Here is an 18,219-nt window from a genome sequence, read left to right as displayed (position 1 = left end):
TTATCGGTTCGAAGGAGGGGGGCCTCCCGTCAAAGCGCAGCTTGCCCCGCTTTGACGGGAGGCATTTCATTTCCAGCGTCGCCTGGTCAAATCAGTTCCAGGATGTTCTCCAACTCCTCCATGGAAAGATCGTCGTCCCCCAGGTCGCTCGGGGTGTACTCGCCTTCCTCTTTTGCCATGCAATGCTCCATGATGCCGAGCAAGTGATTCCGATAGCCGTCTGCCAGGCTGGCAATCGTCTCTTCCTTGTACTGGAGGCTGCTGTAGCCCACGGTGATCCGCAGCTTTCCATCTTCAATCAAGCCGGAAATGTCCAACAGGAACACTCTTTCCGATTCCGGGCTGAATAGCTGACCTGTTCCGAGCGGCGAGAATGTGTATCCGCCAGCCTTCCCGTCCGACTCGAATTGGCCGAGATAGTTAAAGCTGATTTCCGGCCGCAGCGCAAACGACAGTGGCGGCTGTACCTCGCGTGTCGTCATCGTGCGCAAAATTTCGTAGCCAATTCCTTTTTTCGGAACCCGGCGCAAGCTTTCTTTGATGTGCTTGATCTGGTACGACAAGTCATCGGCCTTTTCCATGTCGAGCACGACCGGGTATTGCGAAGTGAACCAACCGACTGTTCGCGTGACGTTCATCTCGTTCTGGATGTCTTCGCGGCCATGGCCTTCCAGATTGATGAGCACGCAGTTCGTCTTCGCCCAGTCTTTGATAGCCAAGCCCAACGCTGTCAAAAGCAGGTCATTCATCTCCGTGTGATAGGCGTGATGAACGTGGCGCAGCATGTTTTCCGTCTGGGTCGCTGTCAGCTCAAACGAGAGCGTGCGCGTATGTTTTTGCTTGCGATCTGCGGCGGCGAAGTCAGTTGGCAGCGCGGCAGCCGTGGCAGTGCTCTCCAGGTTGTGCCAATACGCCGCTTCCCGCAACAGCTCGTCACTGTCCGCGTACGCTTGCAATTGGGCCGCCCAGTCTTTGAACGAATCCGTCTTTTTCGGCAAGACGATCTCCTGCTGATGGAGAGCCTGCGCGTAGGCCGATGAAAAATCTTCAAACAAAATGCGCCAGGAGACGCCATCGACGACGAGATGGTGAATCGCAATCAGCAAATGATCTCCTGCGTTTGTCGAGAAAAGCGCGAGATGGACGAGCGGTCCTTGTTCCAGATCTATACTGCTTTGGATCTGATCGGACAGTTCCAGGATGCGGGCCGCGCAATTGGCCTGCTCCTGCAGATCATAGAAATGAAAGCGGAAGCGCTCATCAGTCAATCCGCGGTTGATTTGCCTGATCGTTCCGGCTTCCTGCTTGTAAATCATGCGCAGCGCGTCGTGATGCTCGACGATTTTATGGAACGCCTGGCAAACCAGTCCTGCGTCAAAGCCGTCCGCGCGGAACAGCATGACAGCCTGATTCCAATGGTGGCGATCCGTGAAATTGCGCTCGAAGAACCATTTCTGGATCGGCGTCAAGCCAATCTCGCCTTCTACGACGCCCTGCTCGCTCTCTCTGCTGTTCGGGGCGACGTGGGCTGCGACTTCTTCGATCGTCGGGTATTGGAACAGCTCTTTCATCGCAAGCGTCCAGCCTGACGCATTGAGGCGAGTGGACACCTGGATCGCTTTGATGGAATCGCCGCCCAGTTCAAAAAAGTTGTCTTTCATTCCGACCTGCCTGATGCCCAAGACATCTGCCCAGATGGAAGCCAGCAATTGCTCCAGCTCGCTTTGCGGTGCCGCGTATTCCTCGGCGCGATTCGCTTCCTGGCTTGGCTTCGGCAGTGCTTTCCGGTCAATTTTGTCATTGGGGGTCAGCGGCATCTTCTCCAGTTGGATGAAGAAGGCGGGAACCATGTAAGGAGGCAGCTCTTTTTCCATATAGTCCCGAAGCTGCGCGGGCGTGGCTTCTCCTTCCGCCACGTAGTAGGCGCACAAATAAGCTTGGCCGCGGTCGTCCTCATGGGTGATGGCGGCTGCCTCTTTGACCGTTTCATACCGCAGCAGCACGCTTTCCACTTCGCCCAGCTCTACCCGATGCCCGCGAATCTTCACCTGGTGATCCATTCGGCCCACGTACTCGACGTTTCCGTCCGGGAGCCATCGTGCCAGGTCGCCTGTGCGGTACATTTTCTCTCCCGGTGCAAACGGATTGTCGACGAACTTCTCGGCAGTCAGCTCGGGACGATTCCAATAGCCTCTGGCCAGCGACAAGCCGCCGATGCACAATTCCCCGATCTGGCCGGGCGCTTTCAGACGCAACTGGTCATCCACAATGTACAGCTTCGTGTTTGGAATCGGCTTGCCAATGGTGATCGTCTCGACGGGTTCATCCGGGTCGGCGATCCAGAGCGTCGCGCAAATGGTGCTTTCGGTCGGGCCGTATGCGTTGATGTAGGTCACCTTTTCTTTCCACTTCTCCACCAGCGCGGCAGAGGAAGCCGATCCGGCTGTAATCAGGATGCGTAGCGACGGCAACTGCTCCGGTTCCAGGTACACGGCATACGTCGGCGGCAAGGTGAGAATGGTGATCGCGTTGTGGCGAACGTATGCGGCAAACTGCCGAAAATCGTTAATGATGTCGCGGGACAAGACGTACAAGGTCGCTCCCGTCAGCAAAGGGATAAACATTTCCCACACCGAGGCGTCGAACGAGATGCTGGCAAAATGCCCCGCCCGGTCTTGCGGTGTAACGCCAAGCTGGTTGGCAAATACCGCTTGCAGATTCGCTACCCCTTTGTGCTCCAGCATGACGCCTTTTGGCTTGCCCGTCGTACCGGACGTGTAGATGATATAAGCCAGGTCAGACGGCTTGGTTGTGCAAGGCAGATTGTCTTTCTGTGACGCAAAATGGTTGGGATCGTCCAAATTGACAATCTCGGCCTCGCTGTTCACCTTGTGGAGCAAGTGCGCATGCGTCACCACGAGTTTTGCCTGACTGTCCTTTAGCATGTAACGGATGCGCTCTTTTGGATAATCAGGATCGACGGGTAAAAAGGCGCCGCCCGCTTTTAACGCGGCAAGCGTGGCGATGACCATCTCGGCGGAGCGCTCTACCAGCAAGGCGACGATGTGCGACGGCCCCACTCCTTTTGCGCGCAAAACGGCTGCGAGCTGGTTCGCCCGTTCGTTCAACTCCCGGTACGACATTCGCTTCTCTTCGAACACGAGCGCCGTTTGCTCGGGCATTTTGGCCGCCCATTCTTCAAAGAGCTGGTGGATGGTTTGATCTGCCCGGTACTCCCGCTCCGTATCATTGAACGCTTGCAGCAACATTTGCTTTTCTGCTTCGGTCAGCATCTCGATCTCTTGCAACTTGCTCTTTGGACGGGCCGTGACCGCTCGCAAAATTTGCAGGAAGTGCCGGGACATGCGCTCTACCGTCTCTCGTTTGAACAGCTTGGTGCTGTATTCCAGTCGCAACAGCAGATCGGCTTTTCGCTCTGTCAGATGGAAAGACAAGTCGAATTTCGCGATGGCGAGCGCGCTGCCGGATTCATAAGGGCGATAGACCAGGCGATCCAGCGTTTTTTCGTGCAGTTCCTCGCTTTGCAAAATGAACATGGTGTCAAACAGCGGATTGCGCCCCGGGTCGCGCGGAATACCGAGCTTTTCCACAAGGCTTTCCAACGGGTAATCCTGGTGGTCGTAAGCATCGAGAGCATTTTGTTTGACTTCCTGCAAAAACTGCCCGAAGGTCTTGTCTGCTGTCGGCCTGTTGCGGATCGCCAGCGTATTGACGAACATGCCGACGACTGGCGCAAGCTCGGCGCGCGATCTGCCGGAAATCGGCGTGCCTACGATAATGTCGTCCTGCCCGGCGTATTTTGCGAGCAGCACGTTGTAGGCGGCGAGCAAAACCATGAACAGCGTCGTGTTCGTTTTCGCAGCCAGTTCGCGCAATGCATCCAGCAACGGCTGGTCCATGGACAGGGTGATTTGCCCTCCGGCAAAGCTTTTCACGGCCGGGCGCGGAAAATCTGTCGGTACATCGACAGGGGTGATGGTTCCGGCGAACGCGTGCAGCCAGTACGCCTCATGCTGCCTAAAGGCATCCGACTGATCGAGCGCTTTTTGCCAGACCGCAAAATCTTTGTACTGGATGCGCAACTCCGGCAAATGTTTTCCCTGGTACAATTCGGCCAGTTCATCGAATATGATCGTGACCGATGCCGCATCCGCCGCGATATGATGCATGTCGTACAAAAGAAGATGGCGCTCATCCGCGAGCTTCACCAGACTCATGCGCAAAAGCGGCGGCACAGCCAGATCGAAAGGACGGACGAATGCGTGGAAAAGCTCGTCAATCTGCTGTTCCTCTGCGGTCTGGTACGTCAAGTCCACGGTCACGCGGTCGTGAATTTTCTGCACCAGCTCGTCTCCGGCCATCTCGAATGACGTTCGCCAAATGTCGTGGCGATCGACCAACGCTTGCAGCGCCTTCGCCAGTTGCGCACGATCCAGCTTGCCTTCCAGCATGATGATGCCCGGCGTATTGTAGCTGATTCCGGCGCCTTCGAGCTGGTGCAGCAGGTACATTCGCCGCTGGGCAGAGGACGCCGGATAGAAAGCTTGCGGCTCCGCTGGCTGAATCGCGGCTGCGCCTGCGTGTTCGCCGGTTTCGATCAAACGGGACAAGTCGCGGATAGTCGGCGCTGCAAAAAACTGCTTCAGCAACAGATCCGTTTGAAACTCCCGATGCACCTGCGCCACCACGCTCATCGCTTTCAAAGAATGGCCGCCCAGCTCAAAAAAGTGGTCCAAAACCCCGACGCCGGAAATGCCGAGCACGTTCTCCCAGATCGCGGCCAGCTTCGCCTCCACTTCCGTAGCAGGTGCGACATACGCGGCGCTTGTCGCTGGCTTTCCTTCCGGCTTGGGCAATGCTTTGCGGTCTACTTTGCCGTTTGGCGTGAGCGGAAAAGCATCCAACTGGATGAGATAGGCTGGCACCATGTAGGCCGGAAGCGCCCTGGAGAGATGCGCGCGCAACCCGGCTTCCTCTATCGCCGCTTTTCCCGTGACATACGCCGCCAGATAGGAATCGCCGCGATCGTCCTGGCAGGCGACGACGATGGCTTCATTCGTCAGTTCATAAGCGAGCAGAACCGCTTCGATCTCTCCGACCTCAATCCGGTATCCTCTCACTTTGATCTGCTCATCGACGCGTCCAGTGAAATCAATCGTTCCGTCCGCAAGCCATCGTCCGAGATCGCCAGTCTTGTACATGCGCTCTCCCGGAACAGCCGGATTCGCAACAAACTTCTCCGCTGTAAGCTCCGGCTTTTTCCAATAGCCCCGCGCCAAGCCGCGGCCGCCGATGCAAATTTCTCCGACCACCCCGACAGGCAACAGTTGATGCTGTTGGTCCACGATGTAGATGCTCGTGTTGGCAACCGGACGCCCGATGGTGATTGGCTTATCCGGCAGCGTATTGCGCAAGTAGGTGGCGATGACGCTGCTTTCCGTCGGTCCGTATGCATTGACGACAAGCATTTGCGGATGCATCTCTTTGCACAGGTGAACCAGCTTCGGCGACAGCTTTTCGCCCCCGAGCATGACCGCCTGGATCGAGCGGATGTCCGCCGGAGTGCTGCACTCCAATATCGCCTGGAACATGCTGGGCACAAACACCACGTAGCTGCATTCCCAGGCGGCAATCAGGTTTCGCAGCGCAATCGGATCTTTCGCCTCATGATCGGGCATCAGGACGACGGTGGAGCCGGATATTATCAATGTAAAAAAGGTTAGGGCAAAGGCATCAAAGGCGAAGGAAAGCGACAGCGTCCCTCTGTCCCGGACAGATAGGGCAAACTCGTCTCGGTTCCACGTCACGCTGTTGACGATTCCCCGATGCTCGACCATGACGCCTTTTGGCTTGCCTGTCGTACCGGATGTGTAGATGATGTAAGCGAGGTCGCCCGCCGTATGCATCGGTTCCAAGTTTTCCGCAGAGGGCGCATAGCTCTTTTCCTCATCCAAATACAGGCGTTCCACGTCTGCCGCAAGCTTTTCGTCCAGCCCCTTTTGCGTCAGGATCAACCGGGCTTCGCAATCTTCCAGCATGTAAGCAATCCGCTCGTGCGGATAGTCCGGGTCGATCGGCACATACGCTCCGCCCGCTTTGAGAATGGCGATGATTCCGATTGCCATTTCCAAAGATCGTTGCGCCATGATTCCTACGCTTTGCTCAGCCTGCACGCCTTTTTTCCGCAAAGTGTGCGCGAGCTGGTTGGCCCGCTCGTTCAGTTCGCGGTACGTCAGCCGCTTGTCGCCGAAAACGATGGCGGTCTGCTCCGGCGTTTTGTGCGCCTGTTCTTCAAACAACTGCGAAAGCGTGCTTTCGGCTGGAGACAGCGTAGCCGTGTCGTTGAAATGAACCAGCAGTTCCTGCTTCTCGTGCGCGGTCAGCATTTCGACTTGCGCCAGCTTTTGCTCCGTGTTTTCGCTTGCGGCCTGCAAAATTTGCAAGTAATGCAGCGACATGCGCTCGATCGTCTCGCGCTTGAACAGCTTGGTGCAAAATTCGAAGCAGAAGGAAAGGCCCGCTGCGTTTTCGCTCGCTTCCAGCGACAAATCGAACTTGGCCATGTTCCCCTCTGGCACGTAAGGAGTCACGGTCATCCCTTCCAGCTCGATCAAGCCGGCATCCATGTTTTGCAAAAGGAACAAGGTGTCGAACAACGGGTTCCGGCTTCTGTTTCGCGTGAGCGCCAGCTTTTCGACGAGCTCTTCGAACGGATAGTCCCCGTGCTCAAAAGCCGCGAGCGTATTGTCTTTTACTTCCAGCAAAAATTGCCGGAACGTTTTTGTGGGCGCGGACTGATTTCTCATCGCCAGCGTATTGACGAACATCCCCGTGACGCTCTCTGTATCCGGGTGCGCTCTGCCGGCCGTCACGGTGCCGATCACCATGTCTTCCTGCCCGGAGTATTTGGCCAAAAGCACGTGATAAGCGGCCAAAAGCACCATGTACAAGGTCGTGCCAGTCTCTTTGGCTACGCGCTGCAAACGATCCAGCAGTTGTTTTTCGGCGCGGAACAAATAACGTTCGCCCGCAAAGCTTTGAACAGCCGGCCGCGGGTAGTCCAACGGCAGGTTCAAGACCGGAATTTCGCCTGCAAAGCGCTGGAGCCAATAATTTTCCTGTTTTTGGTAATCACTCGTTTGCGTCCGCGCTTTTTCCCAAACGGCGAAGTCTTTATACTGAATGCGCAGCTCGGGCAAAGCTTCGTGTTGATACAGACGGGCAAAGTCATGCAGGAGAAGCTGCGTGGACACCCCGTCTGCGATGATGTGGTGCAGATCGATTATCAACACATGACGGCTCTCGCCGAGCTTCACCAGCCCCACCCGGCAGAGCGGAGCCGTTTCCAAATCGAACGGACGCATGAACCGGAGAACGGCTTCGTTTACTTGCTCCTCCGTAGCTTTCATGCAAACAATCGGCAACGGGCATTCGGCGTGAATGCGCTGAACCGACTCGCCGTTGATCGTGTGAAACGAGGTGCGCAGCGATTCATGGCGCGACACCAGTCCGGAAATGGCGCGCTCCAGCCGCTCCCTGTCGAGTGTTCCGTCGAGAATCAGCACGACAGGCAGGTTGTAAACCGTGCTGCCCGGGTCGAGCTGGTTTAAAATGAGCATCCGTTTTTGCGCAGACGAGACGGGATAGTACGCTTGCGGCTCGGCCTGCGCAATGGCGTGATACGCGCTTTCCTCCCCGCCTTCCACATACGCTGCGATCGCTTGAATCGTCGGTTGCGCAAACAGTACGCGCAGCGGAACGTCTGCCTTGCATTCCTTCTGGATGCGGGAAATAAGCTGAATCGCTTTTAACGAATGGCCGCCCAGCGCAAAAAAGTGATCCTGAATCCCGATTGGCGACACGCCGAGAATTTGCTCCCAGATCGCGACCAGCTTTTGCTCCAGCTCGGTTGTCGGGGCGATGTATTCCGCGCCCGTCAAGGCACTCCCCTCTGGCTTTGGCAACGCTCTCCTGTCTGTTTTTCCGTTCGGCGTGACCGGAATCCGCGCAAGCTTCACGAAAAAGGACGGGATCATGTAGTCCGGTAGCGCACGCGCCAAATAGGTGCGCATGTCTTCGTCGCTGATTTCTGTTTGCAGGACGACATAGGCGCACAAAAACTTGCCGCCTGTCTCATCTGCTCTGTCGATGACTACGGCTTCCTTGATGGCCGGATGGTTGAGCAGGCGCGATTCGATCTCTCCCAGCTCGATGCGATGCCCTCTGATTTTGACCTGGTGGTCGATTCGGCCCAAAAATTCGAGCTGTCCATCAGGCAGCCAACGGGCGAGGTCACCCGTTCGATACATTCGTTCGCCTGGCTGGTACGGGTTTTCGAGAAACTTCTCCGCCGTCAGCTCCGGCTGGTGCAAATAGCCTCTCCCGACGTTTGCGCCGGAAATGTACAGCTCCCCGACGATCCCCTCCGGCTTCAACTGCAGCCCTTCATCCAAAATGTAAATGCCCGTATTGCTGATCGGCTTGCCGATCGGAGGCAGCTCGGGTATTTCCTTGCGCGGGTCCATCGTGTATGTCGTCACGACATGCGTTTCCGACGGTCCGTAGTGATTGTGCAAAAATACGCGATGATCGCGCAGGTACTTTTGCAACTCGTGCGTGACGACGAGCTGTTCCCCGGCGGTGATGATATGTTTGACACAACGCGGGAAGCTTTGCGCGTAGTCTTGTTCGTTGAAAATAAACTTCAAAAAGGACACGGGCAAAGACAAAATGCTGATCTGCTTTTCCTGGATGAACGCAAACAGTTTTTCCACATGCCGTCTCAGCTCGTTTGAAATGAGGTAAAGCTGCCCTCCCGCTAACAGCGTGGAGAAAATTTCCTGGTAGCAAACATCAAAACTGCATGTCGTGTACTGCAACACTTTTTCCTGAAAAGCGATGTTGGTTTTGGCAAACGTAAAGTGCAGCAGGTTCGCCATGTTCCGATGCTCGAGCATGACGCCTTTCGGTTTGCCCGTCGTGCCGGACGTATAGATGATGTAAAACAAGTCATGCGGCTGGTTGATCGACTCGACATGGTCGCGGCTCTCTTCCCAGATCGCGGAGGCGCGGATGTCCAGTTTTTCCGTCGGAGTCGTCACTTTTTCCAGCAAATGATCTTGGGTCACGACCAATTGCACGCCGCTATGCGTGAGCATGTAGGCAATTCGTTCCGCAGGCAGCTTCGGGTCAATCGGCACAAAAGCCCCGCCTGCTTTCAAAACGCCGATGATGCCGACGATCATTTCCAGCGAGCGATCCAGCATCGTGCCGACAAGGCTGTCAGCGCCGATGCCTTTTTTGCGCAAAAAGCGGGCGAGCTGGTTGGACTTTTCATCCAGCTCCCGATACGTCAGGTGCTGATCGCCGCAAACAACCGCGACTTGCTCAGGCGTTTTTTCCACCTGCCGCGTGAACAGCTCGTGAATGGTGGTCGCCGGATAGTCAGCCGCCGTTTCCGTGCGTTTAGCCAGCAACTGAGCCGTTTCTGCTTCTGTCAGCATCGGAATCCGGCGAAGCTCGACATCCGGATTGGTTGCCACGCAAGACGCGATCTGCTGGAGGTGCCCGGCCATTTTTTGCACGACCTCTTCCGCAAACAGCGCCGCATTGTAGTCAAAGCGGAAGGCGATCTCTTCCTTGGGCAACACCATGACGGTCAAGTCGTAATTGGTAGGCTCGAACATTTCGACGTCGGTAATGGTGAAGCCGATTTGCTGGGCCTGGGCCTTTTGCTGCAACGCCTCTACCAGCGGATAGTTTTCAATGACCAGCAGGTGGTCGATCAGCTCCTGCTTCAAGTCCGACCGGTTTTGAATGTCGTACAAAGGTACGTGCTCGTACGGCCGGGATTGCAACGTCTTTTTGTGCACCTCGTGCAGCAGCTCGGAAAACGTCTGGCCCGCCTGCGCCTGCACGCGAAACGGGATCGTGTTGATGAACAAGCCAACCATTTTGTCGATGCCGACGATCTCTGTCGGGCGTCCGGAGACGACGGAGCCGAACAGCACGTCATGGGTCGCGTTGTACTTTTGCAGGAGAATCCCCCAGATCGTTTGAATCACCGTCGAAACCGTCACCTGATGTTGACTGGCGATTGTCCCGAGCTGTTTGCTCAAGGCGCGGTTCAGACGAAAGCGGTATTGGCTTGGCTGAAAAGCCGTGTCAGCGAGCTTTTCTTTTTTCGGCAAAGCGGTCTTCTGCTCATATTGCTGCAAGTAGTCGCTCCAATAGGCGAGCGCGGCCTGTTTATCCTGTTTTTCCAGCCAGCCGATGAAGCGACTGTACGGCTGTACCGGCTCCAGGGTAGGTGTGGTCTTGTTTTGCAACGATAAATAGATGGCGAGCAAGTCATCGAAAATAAGGCTGAAGCACCAGCCGTCCATCAAGATGTGATGAAAGCTCCAGATGACCTGGTAGTCTTGCCGGGTCATTTGGAAAATGGCGACCCTCAGCAACGGGTCTTTTGCCAGATGAAACGTCTTCTCCTGATCGGCTCTTTTGTACGCGGTGTAGCGGGCCTGCTTCTCGGACTCGTCGCAGGCAGACAAATCGTGGAATTCGATCGGAATGGGGCGTTCCTTCAGCACAACCTGCAACGGCTGCTTGAGCTTTTCGTAAAGAAATAACGTGCGGAATACATCGTACCTCTCTACCAGCGCACGCAGGCTGTCGGTAAACAGCCCGACGTCAAGATCGCCCTGCAACGAGATGGACATCTGTACGAGATGCGAGTTTTGCTCCTGGTCGAGCAAGGCGTGGAACAACATGCCCTCTTGCATCGGAGTCAAAACGTACATATCCTGGACGTGTTCTTTGCTAAATACACTCATTACGGCACCTCGATAAATTCATTTATTTGTCATACATGTATAAAAAAGGAAAATAAAGATGCGCGGCCGCCCCGCATAATCGCTGTCATCACTTGGTTAGGTCAGTGTATTGGCCAGTAATTCGAAAATATCGTCCATTTCCTCCATCTGAAGACCTTTGACGCTAAAATCGCTCGGCGTCCGCTCTACTTCTTTTTTCTCGATGCAGTGCGTGACGATGCGCTGAAGCTGCTTTTGATAACCTTGGCTCAATTGATGGATGGACTCTTCCCGAAACTGCTCCGCGCTGTAGGAGAAAGTGAGGACAAGCTCTCCGCCTTCAATCAATCCGGTTATATTCAAAGCGGTGTACACCTCCGATTCAGGACTGAGATTGTTTTTGCCATCTGCGCCAAGCGTGTTGCCTCCGCTGAAAGGCGAGCGGGTAAACAGCTCTGTCTTCATGTCCGCATCAAACTGGCCCAAGTAGTTGAACGTCACTTCCGGCTGCACGGAAAAAGACAAGGAACCGCGATTTTCCGGGAGCGTCACATGCTTTAAAATGTCGTAGCCAATTCCTTTATGGGGAATTTTTCGCAAATTTTCTTTGGTGAGCTTGATGAAGTCGGACAAGTGAGCGGTTTGCCGCAAGTCGAGCAAAACCGGATATTGGGATGTAAACCAGCCGAGGGTTCGCGCCACGTTTGCCTGCTCGATGATGTCCTCGCGCCCGTGCCCCTCGAGATGAATCGCGAGTTGCTCAAGCTTGCTCCACTCGGCAAAAGCCAGGCCGAGCGCCGCCAGCAACAAGTCGTTAATTTCCGTCTGGTAGGCCTGATTGGCGTGCTTCAGCAGTTGCTCCGTCTCTTCCGCCCGCAGCCAGATTCGCATGTTTCGCACGCTTTTTTGCTTGCAGCCTGCCGCTTCAAAGTCTTTGGGCAGCCAGACATGGCTCGCCTGCGATTCGACGCTCTCCCAATACGGAATCTCGCTCAGCAAATCCGCCTCGTTCGCGTATTCGTGCAACCACTCTGACCAGCTTTGAAAAGAATCCGTCTTTTCCGGCAAAGTGATCGCTTGCCCGGCAAGTGCTTGCGCATAGGCGGTTGCCAAATCTTCAAACAAAATGCGCCAGGAAATGCCGTCCACGACCAGGTGATGGATCGCCAAAAACAAATGATCGCCATGTAGCGTCTGGAACAGCGCGACCTTCACCAGCGGTCCTTCCTGCAAATCCATGTTGCTGTGCAAACGCTGCGTTTCTTCCGCAATCGCCTGCTCGACATCCGCGTGCGCGCGCAGATCGTACAGGGAGAAATCGTATCGTTTGCCGTCCAACCCGCGGTTGCGCTGAACGACCTGCCCGTTTTCGTGCCGATACACCATGCGAAGCGCGTCGTGGTGCTCGATGATTTTGTCCATGGCCCTCTGGATCGCGTCACGGTCGAATCCTTCCGGGCGATAAAGCATAGACGACTGGTTCCAATGGCTCATATTCGTGAAATTTTTCTCAAAAAACCATTTTTGAATGGGCGTAAGCGGTACGTCTCCGACGATGATGCCCTGATCGCTTTTTCGGGTCGTATTTTTTACAAACAGGGCAACCTGTTCGATCGTCGGGTAATTCAGCAAGTCTTTCGCCTCTAGCTTCCGCTGATAGGAATGCAGGCGCGCGACGACCTGGATCGCCTGGATCGAATCGCCGCCGAGCGAGTAAAAATTATCGCGTATCCCTATCTTTTCTACCCCCAGCACATCTTGCCAGATGGATGCGAGGATTGATTCCGTCTCGTTGCGCGGAGGATGGTAGGCGGCAAGGTTTGCGTTTGTTGCAAAATCAGGCTCGGGCAACGCTTTGCGGTCGATCTTGTCATTTGGCGTCAGCGGCATTTTGTCCAGCTTGACGAAATAGGAAGGCAGCATGTACGCTGGCAGCTTTTGCGCGGCGTATTCTCTGAGTTGTGCAGGAGTTACTTCTTGTCGCGAAATAAAATAGGCGCACAAATACTGCCCGGCCTGTTGATCCTCTCTGGCGATGACTACGGCCTCTGTAATTGGTTCGTACGAGAGCAAGACAGACTCGATTTCGCCTAGCTCAATACGATGACCTCTGATTTTTACCTGGTGGTCGATCCTGCCGAGAAACTCGATGTTTCCATCCGCCAGCCATTTCGCCAGGTCCCCGGTCCGGTACATCTTTTCTCCCGGTACGAACGGATTGTCTACGAATTTTTCTGCGGTCAAATCAGGGCGGTTCCAATACCCTCTCGCAAGGCCGACTCCGCCTATGCACAGTTCGCCTTCGCTGCCAATCGGCAGGGGCTGCAAGTCTTCGCCTACGATATAGATGTGCGTGTTTTGAATCGGCTTACCAATCGGAATGGACTGCACGGGGAACTCGTGGGCAGGCGCTTCCCATGTCGTCGCGCAAATGCTCGTTTCCGTTGGGCCGTATGCATTTATGTACCTGAGTTTGTCTTTCCATTTGTTTACCAAGGGGGCGGAGGCAGATGAACCTGCCGTAATCATGATGCGCAGAGAAGTGATTCGTTCTGGGGTGAGATGAGTCAAATAAGTCGGTGGCAGCGTGATAATCGTCAATTCATTTTCACTCAAATAGTTTTCAAACGTAACGAAATCATGAATCGTCTGCTTGGAAAGGATGTAGAGGCTTGCGCCGGACAGCAAAGCCATGAACATTTCCCAAACGGATGCGTCGAACGACATGCTGGCAAACAACCCGATTCGGTCTTGCGCGGTGACGCCAAACGAATTTTGGAAAAACGATTGCAAATTGGCGATGCCTTTATGCTCCAGCATGGTGCCTTTCGGTTTGCCCGTTGTCCCTGAGGTGTAAATGACGTAGGCGAGATCCGTAGGCTTGCTTGGCTGGCGCAGATTGGAAGCTTCGCGAGCGTCCAGCTTTTCTTCTTCCAACACAACGATATGCCTGCTGTACCCGACGTCATGCACGAGCTTGCTTGCGCTTTTTTGCGTGAGCACGATTTTCGTTTGGCTGTCCTGCAAAATATACTGAATGCGATCGCGGGGATATTCGATGTCGATGGGCACGTACGCTCCGCCCGCTTTGAGAACGGCCAAAATCGCGATGATATTTTCCGGCGCTTTCTCCATCATCACCCCGACGATGCTGTCTGTTTGCACGCCTTTTTCGAGCAACGCTCTCGCCAGTTGATTGGCTTTTCCGTTCAGCTCCCGGTAGGTGAGCTGCCGGTTTTCAAAAACGATGGCAACCCGGTCTGGAAAAGCCTCTGCTTGCTCTTCGAACAATTGATGGATCGACTTATCCTGGGCATATGGCACTTGCGGCTGGTGCTTCGTCTCCCGCTCGATCTCGACGAGATGGGCCTGATTTGCTAACATGTGTCCCCTCCGATAATGAAAATTGCGTGTGTTTATCATGAAGTGCGACAAAATGCTGGCCAACGAGTGACAGGGCGAGCTCGACGTGCTGTGGAGTTGGCGCCGAAGCTAAAAAAGACGGATATAGCAGGAAATAACAGGATGATCGTTCTTATGAGGGCCGAATGTAACGAAGAAATAGGATTTTGTTACTTGTTTGTCATTATTTTACATATTTTGAGTCGATGGGATCAGTCCCATTCCAGTTTTTCATTCTCCTTCATTTGGGTAATTTTAACAATCAGGAGAATTTCCTGTTTATGGGATGCACTTTTCATACAAAAGTCACATTTTCACGATGCGACAGCGGAAAACGGGCGCTGGTACTCAAGGCTGATGGATACGGGCTGGCTTGCTGGCTTTTGCCCGCGGCGCGAAGGAAAACTCCTTTACTTGAAAACCATCACCTGAAGCTCCCTATTCGTCTAACCCGTTGGCATCCCTTCTCCCTCACTCTTTTGGAAGCGCCGAACGAAAGCGGCTGGCAGGCTGAAAGCACTAGGTTGCTGACGCTGAAAATCATTATAACAGAGAAAATTTGGAAATGGGTTAAAAAATAGGGATAATTTGTTAAAAATGTACCAGATTTTTTACAACCTCTTTACGTAAACAGAGGTCCTGTTTGGCAAGCCTGTGTCAACTTGCGTGTGTAAGCCGAATGGGCAAGCATGTTTCGTGGTCATGCCCGTTTCTCTCCCCTTCGGCAAAAGCATGGAGCGCGAAGAAGATTCCCTTGCCGCTGGTGCGTTCGTCACGGTGCTTTGTCGTCGCAGCCTCCGCGATTTGGAGAACAGCCGCCCGCTTTGGAGAGGCTTTTTTGATCGTTGCTGCGCTGCAACTTTTTTCCTTTTTCGCCTGTCTATGAACATAAGCAAGCTTTTCTGCTGATATTTTTTTGATAAATATTTTCATAACGTTAAATATTTTATATGTTCACAGCTTATATAATGCTTTATACTGGTAAAACAGGGGTTTTCTTCTAAAAATCAGCAGAGTCTGCTCTCCTGTGGGCTGCATTCGCCACGGTCTTGCCAAGCCCGCAGACTCCCAGAAAGCTTGTGATAGAAGTCACGAACCAATACCCTACTCCTCCTTTTTACTTGCGTTGGATTTTTCGCAAAAAAAGTTTTTATCTATTCTGACTGCCGCCCGGACCCGGTTCAAGGAAAGCCGGCAGCAGCCGGTCCTATGCTTTGCGATCCACCAAGCCGTCCGTCTTTGCTCTCTATCGTTCGCCGTTCGCCAGATAAAGCTCCCCAACCAGCCTGCACAAAAGAAATCCGAATACTGTCACCACTCCCAACGTTTTTGTTTTGGTTGGGCTTGACGGTCTTTCTGTCAACAGTTACCATTATTTAGAAAATAAAACAGTATTATGTAATCAATCGTTTATATCTCGCATAGTTGCGCATGGCTGATGCGGCTTCCATCTGGCCGACCGAAACATCCGTTTCCGGCATGCGAAACATAAGGTTTCCCATCGTGGTGACAGGAGATGAGCTTTTATACCCGGATCAGGAACTGCCAAGAGAGACGAATCTATGGAGGTTGTGGATTGCTGAGCGGTTGCACCTGCCAATGATCTTAGAAACGTTATGAAAAGGAGTCTTGCAAGTTGATGAACTGGTATGCTTTCTATGTGAAAACGGGTTATGAGCACTCTGTAAAAAATTGGCTGAATAAATCTTTTGAGAAAGAAACGCTGTATTCGATGGTACCGCAACGAATCGTTCCCGAGAAGAAAAACGGCGAGATTTTGCGCGTGGAGAAAGATTTGTTTCCCGGCTACATTTTTGTCAAAACGAACATGAATTGTTCGAAATATTACTTCATTAAAAGCCATTCCAAAATCATTCGGATGCTGAACTATTTGAATAAAATCGACCTCACCTACGACAGACCGGCTGCTCTGCGCAAAAGCCGCGCGAACGTAACGGAAAGCAAGGAAGAAGCGCTCTGCTTCAAAAAGATTCCCGACGAAGAAATGACGATTATTCTCAAGCTTTTGAATCACGATGAGCAAATTGATTTTTCCCAGGTCTATACGCAAGACTCCAAAGTATATGTAGAGTCCGGCCCGCTCAAAGGGCTGGAAGGGATCGTGAAAAAGGTGGACAAGCACAAACGGCGGGTCAAAGTGCTCGTCTCGCTCATGGGCGATGAGCGGGTGATCGACCTTGGAATTGAGCTGATCGAGCCGAGCGTGTAAGCAGGCAATGCCCTGCTCGCGCTTTTGTTGCGCAAAGCTTGTCGACAGACGAAATAGGAGGTTCAACATGGTGCAAATATACGCGGTTAACATCACCGATTTTCCGGACGAATCCATTCCCCACCTGTTGTCTTTTGTGGGCGAAGAAAAGCAGTTGCGGCTCTCTGCTTTCTACCGCCTCGAAGATTGTGTCAGAGGGTTGCTCGCCGACCTGTTGATTCGAAAAATTGCGGCGGAGACGTTCGCGGTTCCTGTGAAAAACATTAGGTTTGGCACGAATGCCTATGGCAAGCCTTCCTTGCAAGAGCCGTTGGACAGCTTGCACTACAACCTGTCCCATTCGGGCGACTGGGTCGTCTGCATAACCGATGACCGTGCCGTAGGAATTGATATTGAAAAAAAGCATGCGATTGACTTGCAAATTGCCCGGCAGTTTTTTGCCCAGGAGGAATGCGAGTTTATTGAGGCAGAACGGGACAGCGAGCGCTGGCAGGCACGCTTTTTTACGGTCTGGACCGCCAAGGAAAGCTATATAAAAGCGATCGGCAAAGGGCTTTCGCTTCCGCTGCACAGCTTCTCTACTGTCAGAGAGGGAACGGTCGAGGGTTGGCGTGTCTATGACCAGGAGGAATGGCACTTCAAGACGTACGTTCTGGATGACGAATACACGCTGACCGCTTGTGCGCAAAACGGCCAGTTTTGTGAACAGGTGGAAATCGTGTCGCTGGACACGCTGCTTCCGTATTTTCTCAGCTTCAGCCAGTGATCGGCACTGGGCAACAAAAAAGGTTTCATCCCCGCTTGCCTTTCGGGGATGAAACCTTTTGGTTTGGAACGTTCTTGTGTGGCCTGACTGCGCGATGCCGCTATCTCGTTTGCCGCTTTTGATAGTCTTCCTGCAGCAAGCCGTAGATTTCCAGGTCGACAATCCCTTTGCCTGACCAGAGGGCTGCCTGTCTGAGCGTTCCTTCCAGGGTGAAGCCGTTTTTGCGCAATACTTGTTTGGACGGTTCGTTTTTCGGCATGACCTCTGCCTGGATTCTGTTCACGTTGACTTCCTCCATCAAGAAGCGCACGACCATTTGGACCGCCTCGGAGGCAAAGCCTTTTCCCCAGTGCGCTTCGGCCAGAAAGTAGCCGATTGTCGCCATGTTTACACGCTGGTTAAACTCGAACGCTTCGATAATGCCGACCAATCTCTCGCTTTGCTGAGCGGGAAACATCCCCCATTTTACTCTCGACTTTTTCAAGTAATCTCTTTTGAAATGCCCGATCATGGTCAGGACGGTATCTTTTTTGTGCTTGGGAATGATGCCGCAATACTCAAAGACGTTGTCGTTGCTGTAAATTTCATACAGTTCTTCGAGGTGACAATCTTCAATCTCCCGCAGGATCAAATGGTCTGATTTCAAGACCGGAAACTCGTGAAACAGCGCGTTACTATTCATTCTTCCGTTCCTTTCCTGTCCGAGTTTGCTTTTTTCCAGCCAGGTTGAGCATTTTGGCTTGATCGTAAGTTTTTGGCCGTCTGCTTTTCGGGGTGAGTTGTTGCTGTTGTTGGCTATGGTATATTATGCCAAAAACAGGTGAGAAAAGCGACTTGTTTGTATGGTCGTGGTGGTTAGGCTGGTGGGTTGGTGGCAGCGATAAAGGAAGTCGGCGCCTTGGGGCTACCTTTTTGTCCCCTGTGCGGTGGCATCTAGGCGCGGTGGTAGCTGGCGAATCGCTGTTGGTGCCCGGTATTGACGCGTTAGT

General features: G+C 53.4%; 7 protein-coding genes. 3 read left to right on the top strand and 4 right to left on the bottom strand.

Annotation, left to right across the window (positions count from 1 at the left end):
- Positions 1–86 precede the first annotated feature (86 nt).
- Positions 87–10,853, bottom strand: a complete 10,767-nt coding sequence (gene tycB, locus M655_RS13845) for a tyrocidine non-ribosomal peptide synthetase TycB (RefSeq protein ID WP_026557190.1) — start codon at positions 10,851–10,853, stop codon at positions 87–89.
- Between the two features lie 96 nt (positions 10,854–10,949).
- Entirely contained in the window at positions 10,950–14,216 is a 3,267-nt protein-coding gene (gene tycA / locus M655_RS13840) for a tyrocidine non-ribosomal peptide synthetase TycA (protein ID WP_026557191.1), read from the bottom strand.
- A gap of 299 nt (positions 14,217–14,515) precedes the next feature.
- On the opposite strand from tycA, the gene M655_RS13835 reads away from it, so the two are divergent.
- Positions 14,516–14,815, top strand: coding sequence for a hypothetical protein (locus M655_RS13835; RefSeq protein ID WP_005834059.1), 300 nt, complete (start codon positions 14,516–14,518; stop codon positions 14,813–14,815).
- 76 nt (positions 14,816–14,891) lie between these two features.
- Here the strand turns inward: M655_RS13835 and M655_RS13830 are convergent, their stop codons facing one another.
- A complete protein-coding gene (locus tag M655_RS13830) occupies positions 14,892–15,167 on the bottom strand; it encodes a hypothetical protein (protein WP_026557192.1) in 276 nt (91 codons plus the stop codon).
- Positions 15,168–15,873: 706 nt separating this feature from the next.
- On the opposite strand from M655_RS13830, the gene loaP reads away from it, so the two are divergent.
- The gene (loaP, locus tag M655_RS13825) at positions 15,874–16,464 is read left to right on the top strand and encodes an antiterminator LoaP (RefSeq protein ID WP_025844095.1); all 591 of its coding nucleotides are present in this window, start codon (positions 15,874–15,876) and stop codon (positions 16,462–16,464) included.
- A gap of 67 nt (positions 16,465–16,531) precedes the next feature.
- Positions 16,532–17,230, top strand: a complete 699-nt coding sequence (locus tag M655_RS13820) for a 4'-phosphopantetheinyl transferase family protein (RefSeq protein ID WP_035422706.1) — start codon at positions 16,532–16,534, stop codon at positions 17,228–17,230.
- 100 nt (positions 17,231–17,330) lie between these two features.
- Here the strand turns inward: M655_RS13820 and M655_RS13815 are convergent, their stop codons facing one another.
- Entirely contained in the window at positions 17,331–17,912 is a 582-nt protein-coding gene (locus M655_RS13815) for a GNAT family N-acetyltransferase (RefSeq protein ID WP_025844093.1), read from the bottom strand.
- Between the last annotated feature and the right edge of the window lie 307 nt (positions 17,913–18,219).

It is taken from the genome of Brevibacillus sp. NSP2.1 (assembly GCF_000470975.2).
GTDB lineage: Bacteria > Bacillota > Bacilli > Brevibacillales > Brevibacillaceae > Brevibacillus > Brevibacillus agri.
This window is presented reverse-complemented; position numbering and strand designations above follow the sequence as displayed.